Annotated in this window: 9 protein-coding genes; 7 read left to right on the top strand and 2 right to left on the bottom strand. The window is 63.8% G+C overall.

Features of this window, described 5'->3' with window-relative positions; genetic code table 11:
- Positions 1-141 precede the first annotated feature (141 nt).
- Positions 142-1,350 (top strand): GGDEF domain-containing protein, encoded by a 1,209-nt coding sequence (locus EN994_RS12275; RefSeq protein WP_063169531.1) that lies wholly within the window; start codon positions 142-144, stop codon positions 1,348-1,350.
- Here EN994_RS12275 and EN994_RS12270 read toward each other — a convergent pair.
- Entirely contained in the window at positions 1,334-1,696 is a 363-nt protein-coding gene (locus EN994_RS12270; protein WP_024504989.1) for a hypothetical protein, read from the bottom strand. The genes EN994_RS12275 and EN994_RS12270 overlap by 17 nt on opposite strands.
- 261 nt (positions 1,697-1,957) lie before the next feature.
- On the opposite strand from EN994_RS12270, the gene EN994_RS12265 reads away from it, so the two are divergent.
- From EN994_RS12265 to EN994_RS12240, 6 genes are all read left to right on the top strand, one after another.
- A complete protein-coding gene (locus EN994_RS12265) occupies positions 1,958-2,386 on the top strand; it encodes a hypothetical protein (RefSeq protein ID WP_063169530.1) in 429 nt (142 codons plus the stop codon).
- 261 nt (positions 2,387-2,647) lie between these two features.
- Positions 2,648-3,067 carry a succinate dehydrogenase, cytochrome b556 subunit gene (gene sdhC / locus EN994_RS12260; RefSeq protein ID WP_063169529.1) on the top strand — a complete coding sequence of 140 codons (420 nt, stop codon included), beginning with the start codon at positions 2,648-2,650 and terminating at the stop codon, positions 3,065-3,067.
- Positions 3,068-3,069: 2 nt separating this feature from the next.
- Positions 3,070-3,465 (top strand): succinate dehydrogenase, hydrophobic membrane anchor protein, encoded by a 396-nt coding sequence (gene sdhD, locus EN994_RS12255; RefSeq protein ID WP_013528875.1) that lies wholly within the window; start codon positions 3,070-3,072, stop codon positions 3,463-3,465.
- Between the two features lies 1 nt (position 3,466).
- Positions 3,467-5,302: a succinate dehydrogenase flavoprotein subunit gene (sdhA, locus tag EN994_RS12250; RefSeq protein WP_063169528.1), complete on the top strand. Its 1,836-nt coding sequence runs from the start codon at positions 3,467-3,469 to the stop codon at positions 5,300-5,302.
- Positions 5,303-5,311: 9 nt separating this feature from the next.
- Positions 5,312-6,091, top strand: coding sequence for a succinate dehydrogenase iron-sulfur subunit (locus EN994_RS12245; protein WP_013528877.1), 780 nt, complete (start codon positions 5,312-5,314; stop codon positions 6,089-6,091).
- 32 nt (positions 6,092-6,123) lie between these two features.
- On the top strand, positions 6,124-6,759 hold the full coding sequence (locus tag EN994_RS12240; protein ID WP_027163303.1) for a DUF480 domain-containing protein: 636 nt from the start codon (positions 6,124-6,126) through the stop codon (positions 6,757-6,759).
- Between the two features lie 2 nt (positions 6,760-6,761).
- Here EN994_RS12240 and EN994_RS12235 read toward each other — a convergent pair.
- On the bottom strand, positions 6,762-7,045 hold a 284-nt coding region (locus tag EN994_RS12235; protein WP_164745886.1), incomplete at its 5' end, for a hypothetical protein.

Below are 7,045 nucleotides of genomic sequence, written 5' to 3'. Positions count from 1 at the left end.
ACAGTGTACGCCTGTCCTATGAGCGGCCGGAAACGGCGTTCCTGCCGGAGCCGCTCAAGACCGGCTGAATCCTGGCCGGCCAGGACGTTAACGTCTTCTTCGCCCGTCGATGATTAGCTGTCGGCGCGGGTGCGGGAGAACATGAGCGGCGCCAACTTCATCCTGTTGATCAATCTGTCGGTTGCCGGCCTGCTGGCGGCCTGCTTCATGGCGGTCGCCTTCCACGATGTCGGCCGGGCGCCGGCGCGCTGGCTGGCATTTGGCTATCTGCTGGGCATGGCCTATTCGGCCATCGAATTCTCCATTCCCGCTTTTGCCGACGCGCGGCTCCCGGTCGTTGCCGCCTTCGCGGTCTTCCTTGCCGCCACCATTGCGTTCAATGGCGGGCTTGCCCGCAAATACGGCGTGGCGCCGCCCTGGAAGGCGATGCTGTTTTTCCTGTTGGCCACCACCATAGCTGTGTATTTCGTACAGGACCTGCCCCGCCAGTCGCTGATCCGCATCATGGCTTACCAGCTTCCCTATGCGGTCATGCAGTTCATCGGGCTGGCCATCGTCTGGTCATCGAGGCAAAAGCTTGCCCGTCTCGATCGCATATTGATGGCCGTGCTGGCGGCGAGCGGCCTGCAGTTTGCCTCCAAGCCATTCATCGCCCATGCGCTCGGCGGCTGGGGCGCCAATCCGCAAGCCTATCTGCAAAGCAACTACGCGCTGGTGTCGCAATCGCTCGGCACTGTCTTTGCGCTGGCGCTGGCGCTGCTGATGCTGGCCATCCTGGTTCGCGACGTGCTTGCCGAAGTGACGTCGAAGTCGGAGACGGACACGCTTTCGCGCCTGCTCAATCGCGGCGGCTTCACCCGCCATGCCGAACTGGCGGTGCTTGGCGCCCTGCGGCAAGGCGTGCCGGTCGCGCTGGTCATAGCCGATCTCGATCATTTCAAGAGCGTCAACGACAGCTTCGGCCATGCGTCCGGCGACCGGGTGATCGAGACTTTTGCAGGCTTCCTGCGTGAAGCCGCCGCCGCGCATCACGTTGCCGGCCGCATTGGCGGCGAGGAGTTCGCCATCATCCTGCCGGGAACCAACCTTGCCGCGGCGCGGCTGTTCGCCGAGGGGACGCGCAGCGCCTTCGGCGCGCTGCCCATAGACGGACTGCCGGCTGACAACCGCTGCACCGCGAGCTTCGGCGTCGCCGAACTCCATGCGAGCGAAGACTTTGCCGATCTGATGCGGCGGGCCGACCAGGCGCTCTATCAGGCGAAGAATGCCGGGCGCGATTGCGTGCGCGTCTCCGTCGGGCCTGCCGGCAACTGGTCGTCAGCCGGAACGGAAGCTAACGGCAGGGGCTGAGTTCGGGCATCTCGCCGTCGGAGAGGCCGTACATATAGGAGCGGCCCTTCACCAGCACCGGCGGCCGGTAGCAATCGCTATAACCGCCGATTTCGTCGGCTTCGTTCTCGTAGATCACCTTGGGCTGGCCGGCGCTGGTGTAGTCGGAGAGCTGCTTGGCCAGCCTGCCTTGGCCGACGATGATGCGCTTGTAGCCGGCGGCGCTGTCGACGACGAGGTTGCCGAAGGAATCGGCGTAGACGCGATCCTGATGCCGTGCGCCGGCAAGCGCTGGCGCTGCAAGGCCGGCGACCGAGGCTGCTACGACGAGCGCCGCAAGGCGCGATTTGCCCGAATTCGAACGCATGGCGTCCTCCGTGTCTTGAGGGAAAGCCTCCTCGAATCAGAAATTAACGGTTTCTTAACCTTTGTTAAGAGGCCGGCGCGTTTGGCGGCGATGTCTCGGTAAACATGGTTAATATCCGTTAATATCCGACTGGATGGAAAACCCGGTGGCCATCATTCGGCCATGCTTGGCCGCACCATCGCGGCGGCGTCCGCCTTGGCGTCGGGACGATCGTGATCTGGACAAAGCATCGTGGCCGCTTGCCGCGCGGGAGGACAGCATATGGCGCTACGCCGGCCGATTTGGGTGTCCGTTTTCCCGTTGCTCGGTGTCGTCGCTGCCTGTGTGCCGCAAGACAGCGCGCCGAAGGCAGCCAATACCGTCGTCGTCTCACCTGCGCCGGCCCAGCAGTCCGTCGCAGCCGCGGTGCCTCCGGCAGCTGCACCCAAGATCATCACCGACCTTACCGCGCCGCGACCAGGCATAGGCACGGCCACCTATAGATGCGGCAACAACGGTATGATTTTCATCCAAAATCTAGGCACGTCGTTGCGTGTGGTCGGGTCCGACGGCGCGACCGAGGAGTTTGCGGCGTCGCCTGCCAACCAGAGCAGCCGCTACCAGGCGGCCACGCATGACGCAATCGTGATCGACGGGCGCGAGGCGCTGGTGATGAAGAAGGGATCGACGCCGCAGACCTGCAAACGCTGACGCCAGTCTCACCACCGCTGGGCCCTGGAGCCAGATATGTTGCACTGCAGCGATATCGAGCCGGCTTCAGGCCTTCCCAGCCTAATCGATTGAAGCCAAAGCCCGCCTTTTAGTCAGACTAAATTACGTTTTCGAAACGGTTTTCTGGCTTTGACGCGGTGCAAAAAGAGCATTAGAAACCGGCTGTCCGAAGTCGCAACCGGAAGCGGCAATGCCGCATTTCCACCTGAGGCTCCAGAGAGACGCCGAACTGGGGGAGCCATGAGCAAATCACCAGCCACCCGCGAATTTGCCAGACGTGAACGGCCGATTTCGCCGCACCTCACCGTGTACCGGCCGCCGATCACCATGACGATGTCGATCATTCACCGCATCACCGGCGGCGCGCTGTATTTCGGCACGCTGCTGGTCGCCCTGTGGCTGATGGCGGCGGCAAGCTCGCAGGCGACCTTCGATTGGGCCAATTCGGCCTTCGGCACCTGGCTCGGCCGGATCATCCTGTTCGGCTACACCTGGGCGCTGATGCATCATATGCTGGGCGGCGTACGGCACCTCATCTGGGACACGGGCGCGGGCCTGGAAAAGCATACCGCCTCGAAGATCGCCTGGGCGACGCTGGCCGGCTCGATCCTGCTCACGCTGCTGATCTGGATCGCCGGCACCATGGCGCGGGGAGCTTGATGATGAGCGGCAAAAACACCGACATGCGCACGCCGCTGGCGAGGGTCCGCGGCCTCGGCTCCGCCCGCGAGGGCACCGGGCATTTCTGGCGCCAGCGCCTGACCGCGATCGCCAACATCCCGCTGATCCTGTTCTTCGTCGGTTTCCTGATCGCGCTCAACGGCGCCGACCACGAGCATGTGCGGGCAGCCCTTGCCAACCCGTTCGTGGCGCTGGTGATGGCCCTGGTGCTCATCTCCGGTCTCACCCATATGCGGATCGGCATGCAGGTGATCATTGAGGATTACGTGCATGGCGAAGGCATGAAGCTGGCGCTGATCGCGCTCAATACATTTTTCACCATAGCGGTCGGCGTCGCCTCGATCTTCGCCCTGCTCAAGCTGGCATTCGGAGGCTGAGTTGGCCAAGGACGCGAAACAAGCCAACACGGCAGGCTATACCCTTGTCGACCACAAGTTCGACGTGGTGGTCGTTGGCGCCGGCGGCGCCGGCCTGCGCGCCACGCTCGGCATGGCCGAACAGGGGCTGCGCACCGCCTGCATCAGCAAGGTGTTCCCGACCCGCTCGCACACGGTGGCGGCGCAAGGCGGCATTGCCGCCTCGCTGTCCAACATGGGTCCCGATTCCTGGCAATGGCACATGTACGACACCGTCAAGGGCTCGGACTGGCTGGGCGATGTCGACGCCATGGAATATCTGGTGCGCGAGGCGCCGGCCGCGGTCTACGAGCTCGAACATTACGGCGTGCCGTTTTCGCGCACCGAAGAGGGCAAGATCTACCAGCGGCCGTTCGGCGGCCACATGATGAACTATGGCGAAGGTCCCCCCGTGCAGCGCACCTGTGCCGCCGCCGACCGCACCGGGCATGCCATCCTGCATACGCTTTACGGCCAGTCGCTGAAGAACAATGCGCAGTTCTTCATCGAGTATTTCGCGCTCGACCTGATCATGGAGCCGGACGGCACCTGCACCGGTGTCGTCGCCTGGAACCTGGATGACGGCACCATCCACCGCTTCTCGGCCAAGATGGTGGTGCTGGCGACCGGCGGCTATGGCCGCGCCTATTTCTCGGCCACCTCGGCGCACACCTGCACCGGCGACGGCGGCGGCATGGCCGCGCGTGCCGGCTTTCCGCTGCAGGACATGGAGTTCGTGCAATTCCACCCGACCGGCATCTATGGCGCCGGCTGCCTGATCACCGAGGGTGCGCGCGGCGAGGGCGGCTATCTCGTCAATTCCGAGGGCGAGCGCTTCATGGAGCGCTACGCGCCGTCAGCCAAGGACCTTGCCTCGCGCGACGTCGTCTCGCGCTGCATGACGCTGGAGATCCGCGAAGGCCGCGGCGTCGGCAAGAACAAGGACCACATCTTCCTGCATCTCGACCATCTCGATCCCGCCGTCCTGCATGAGCGGCTGCCGGGCATTTCGGAATCGGCCAAGATCTTTGCCGGTGTCGACCTGACCAAGGAGCCGATCCCGGTGCTGCCCACGGTCCACTACAATATGGGCGGCGTGCCGACCAATTACTGGGGCGAGGTGCTCAATCCGACGGCGCTCAATCCAGACCAGGTGTCGCCCGGATTGATGGCTGTCGGCGAAGCCGGCTGCGCCTCCGTGCACGGCGCCAACAGGCTCGGTTCGAATTCGTTGATCGATCTTGTGGTGTTCGGCCGCGCGGCGGCGATCCGCGCCGGCCAGGTCATCGACCGCAAGTCGGCGATCCCTTCGCCCAACGAAGCCTCGGTCGAAAAGATCATGGACCGCTTCGACCGGCTGCGTTACGCCAACGGCTCGACACCGACGGCGGTGCTGCGTGAAAAGATGCAGAAGGCGATGCAGGAAGACGCGGCCGTATTCCGCACGCAGGAGTCGCTCGAAAATGGCTGTAAGCGCATTTCGCAGATCTGGGGCGAGTTGAAGGACATCAAAGTGTCCGACCGCTCGATGATCTGGAACTCCGATCTGGTCGAAACGCTGGAGCTGGAAAACCTGATGGCCAATGCCATCACCACGGTCTACAGCGCCGAGGCGCGCAAGGAGAGCCGTGGCGCGCACGCACGCGAGGACTTTTCGGCGCGCGACGACGCGGTCTGGCGCAAGCATACGCTGGCCAGGCTGAGCGAAGACGGCGAGGTGGCACTCTCCTACCGGCCGGTGCACACCGAGCCGCAGCTGGCTGAAAAGGACGGCGGCATCAGCCTCGCCAAGATCGCGCCCAAGGCCAGAGTGTATTGAGGATCGAACATGGTTGAACTCACGCTCCCCAAGAATTCGCAGATCAAGCCGGGCAAGACCTGGCCGAAGCCGGAGGGCGCCACCAATCTGCGGGAATACCGCATCTATCGCTGGTCGCCGGACGACGACGAGAACCCGCGCATCGATACCTATTTCGTCGACATGGACGACTGCGGGCCGATGGTGCTCGACGCGCTGCTGTGGATCAAGAACAAGATCGACCCGACGCTGACCTTGCGGCGTTCCTGCCGCGAAGGCATTTGCGGCTCCTGCGCCATGAACATCGACGGTTCCAACACGCTCGCCTGCACCAAGGGCTGCGACGACATTTCGGGCGCGGTAAAAGTCTACCCGCTGCCGCATATGCAGGTGGTCAAGGATCTGGTGCCCGACCTCACCAATTTCTACGCCCAGCACGCGTCGATCCAGCCTTGGCTGAAGACGGTGTCGCCGGAGCCGGCCAAGGAGTGGCTGCAGAGCCATGAGGACCGCGAGAAGCTCGACGGGCTCTATGAATGCATATTGTGCGCCTGCTGCTCGACCTCGTGCCCGAGCTATTGGTGGAACGGCGACCGCTATCTCGGCCCGGCAACGCTTCTGCAGGCCTATCGCTGGCTGATCGATAGCCGCGACGAGGCCACCGGCGAGCGGCTCGACAATCTCGAAGACCCGTTCCGGCTCTATCGCTGCCACACCATCATGAACTGCGCGCAGACCTGCCCCAAAGGCCTCAACCCGGCCAAGGCGATCGCGGAGATCAAGAAGATGATGGTGGAGAGAAGGGTTTAGGCGGTTGGTTGGTTGCCGGCGAGAGTAATCCAATGAGCGATGACCTTCCCATCCTTTCCCCTGTGGAAGCTCGCATTCTCGGCTGCCTGATCGAGAAGAAGGAGCTGACGCCGGATGTCTATCCGCTGACGCTCAACGCGGCACTGGCCGCCGCCAACCAGAAGACGGCGCGCGAGCCGGTGATGGCGCTGGAGCAGAGCGAGGTGCACCGGGGGCTGAAGCTGCTCGAACAAAAGGGGCTGGTGCGGCAGATGTTCGGTTCGCGTGTCGAGCGCTACGAGCACCAGATGGCGCAGCGCTTCTCGCTGACCACACCGCAGACCGCCTTGATCGGCTTGCTGTTGCTGCGCGGGCCGCAGACGGCCCATGAATTGTCGGCGCGCACCGAGCGCATGGCACGGTTTTCGTCGATCGAAGATTTGCGCGCCGAGCTCGACATGCTGATCGGCCGCCGACCGCCACTCATCCAGGAAATCCCACGCGGACCGGGCCAGCGCGAGGAGCGTTACGTCCATCTGCTGAGCGGGATTCCGCAGATCGCCCCCATCGCCATGCAGGCTGCGTCGGCTGCTTCATCTGCCTCCGGCCTCGAGGAGCGCGTCAGCGCCCTCGAGGAGGAGATTGCAATGTTACGCGCCCGCATCGACGCGCTGACCGGCGAGCGCTAGGTTCACCTCCTCGAGTAAACGCCGCTCGCTTCGCCGTCGGGGTCGATCAGCCGCAACTGGTTGCCGTCCAGTTGCCAACGCAAGGAGACCGGCTTCAGGTCACCGGGCTTGAATTTCCAGAGGCCCGTAAGGTCGGGCCGGCAACCATTGACGGATTTGTAGGTTCCTGCCGTCGGCGTGAAAACCAGGGTCGAACCGCGCACGGAGGCCTTGCCGGTTTTCAGGGTCAGCGACCGGACCTGACCGCAGCCGTCGACCAGAGACGATTGGAACAGCGCGTAATAGG

The sequence above is a fragment of the Mesorhizobium sp. M7A.F.Ca.CA.002.09.1.1 genome (assembly GCF_003998555.1).
Taxonomy (GTDB): Bacteria; Pseudomonadota; Alphaproteobacteria; order Rhizobiales; family Rhizobiaceae; genus Mesorhizobium; species Mesorhizobium ciceri.
The sequence above is the reverse complement of the archived record's forward strand: the minus strand, read 5'-3'. Positions and strand labels throughout refer to the sequence as shown.